This is a genomic window from Thermogutta sp. (assembly GCF_039793925.1).
In the GTDB taxonomy this organism is placed as follows: Bacteria; Planctomycetota; Planctomycetia; order Pirellulales; family Thermoguttaceae; genus Thermogutta.
Map to the genome: position 1 here is coordinate 1 of NZ_JBAMME010000046.1, position 1,647 is coordinate 1,647.

Below are 1,647 nucleotides of genomic sequence, written 5' to 3' on the forward strand. Positions count from 1 at the left end.
TACGAAGCCCTGCCGCGGGGGACGGTGCTGGTGTGGGAAATCATTGCCAAAAACCCGGTGCACTTTCGTATAAGCGGCCAGCAAATCACAGCGGTGTCCACGCCGCAGGAGGTTCACAATGTAGCCCAAAAAGCCCATCCCTATCTGGAGCACCTGGGCATCGGCGGCATGGGCACGCGGGGCATGGGGCGCCTGAAGGTGTTGCAGGAGAGCACGGAGACGGACACGAAGGCGGTATCCTGCCAGGAGGGTCAGCCATCCCAAGAGCCCACCGCATCCGGAACAGCCCCTCAAGAAGGAGGTAGCCATGAGCAAGGCTAACATGCAGAATCTGGACATCCAGTGCGCCGAACTGGGGCGCGACCTTGCCGAAATTCGCGGGATTGATGAAAAAGTGTTTAACGCAGCCCTTGCTGTCTTAGAAGAGCAGGGCCCCTATGCCATGTTCCTCTATCTCAATGCCCGGCATAGCGGGGTAGCAGGTGATATTAATAAGAAATCCTTGGAATTCCTGAAAAGGATTTTCCCTGAGGAATTGGATGGATTGGATGGAGCAGACGGCACTCTGGAAGGCATCAAGATGTTAGCCAAAAGCCTGGATAATCTCCTGTTTGCCCGGGAGCTGTTGCGAATAGCCTTTTCCTACGCCCGCTATCATCTGAAGGCAAAGGGAGGCTGAGGGTATGGCGTGGCGAATGTATCGCTGGGTCTGGCAATTGGAGGCGCCTCTCCATATTGGGATGCCTCCGGCCGGAATGCTCAACCGGACACGGCTTTACGCGCCGGCCCGCGCCCTGTGGGGTGCCCTCACCGCGGAACTCGCCCGGCGGCAGTCTCCCCCTGATTACCAGGCCGTGGGCAACCAACTCCGCAAGCAAACACGCCTGAGCTACTTGTTCCCTGCTCAGCGAGTCGGTGAGAAGTGGCAGGCCTGGCTTCCCGAGTATGAACGCGGGAAGGGCCTTCAGTGGCGGCGGGAGGACAGAACTGGCTCCGTGCCGGACGCGCAATTCCGAAGATGGCTCCTCACCACCCAACCGGGCACGGCCATTGATTCTAACTCAGACACCGCCGCCGAGGGCACCCTCCGAGAACACGAGGTCATCAATTACTTCTCCCGTTGGGGTGAAGAGAGAAACCCTCAGCCGGTAGCTCTCGTCGGATACATCTTCCTCGCCGACGGGGCTGATCAGGCCGTCAGGCCAATTCTTAACATTGAAGAGCTTTTCGTCGGCGGCGACATCCGTTACGGTTTGGGGCGAATCCGAAAAGTGGAATGTTCCGAAGCCGACCGTTTTTTCGGTAAGCAGGTGGATTTAAAAGGAAGCGATCCGGTGGTGCAGACCGATAGTGTGTTAGCCCACGCGCTGCCCGACCCGGGCGCCGATCCTTACGGTGCATGGGAACAGCTTGCGATGTGGGATCACGGGGAACTCAAGACAGCCCAATTGGTGTGGATGCCAGGGTCCCGGGCCAAAGACAACTCGTCCCTATGGCGCATCCAGGAGGATGGGCTCTGGGCTATAGAGGCGTCACAGGATCGGTCTGAATGACACGGTATCGGCTTTCATATGGGAAAGATCGCGATGGATTGGAGCTGGGTGAAAGAGCAGCCTGAGGGGCAGTTCCTGGAGCGCAAGAGCGCTT

Annotated in this window: 2 protein-coding genes and 1 pseudogene; all 3 read left to right on the top strand. The window is 58.4% G+C overall.

Translation table 11 applies throughout. From position 1 onward, the window contains the following. Nucleotides 1-321, top strand: a pseudogene (locus ABJK56_RS01555) (hypothetical protein); the annotation flags it as partial. Beyond that, nucleotides 308-679 carry a hypothetical protein gene (locus ABJK56_RS01560; protein ID WP_347242906.1) on the top strand — a complete coding sequence of 124 codons (372 nt, stop codon included), beginning with the start codon at nucleotides 308-310 and terminating at the stop codon, nucleotides 677-679. The pseudogene ABJK56_RS01555 and the gene ABJK56_RS01560, both read left to right, overlap by 14 nt. Nucleotides 680-683: 4 nt before the next feature. Then, nucleotides 684-1,553: a hypothetical protein gene (locus ABJK56_RS01565; RefSeq protein WP_347242907.1), complete on the top strand. Its 870-nt coding sequence runs from the start codon at nucleotides 684-686 to the stop codon at nucleotides 1,551-1,553. Nucleotides 1,554-1,647: the final 94 nt, after the last annotated feature.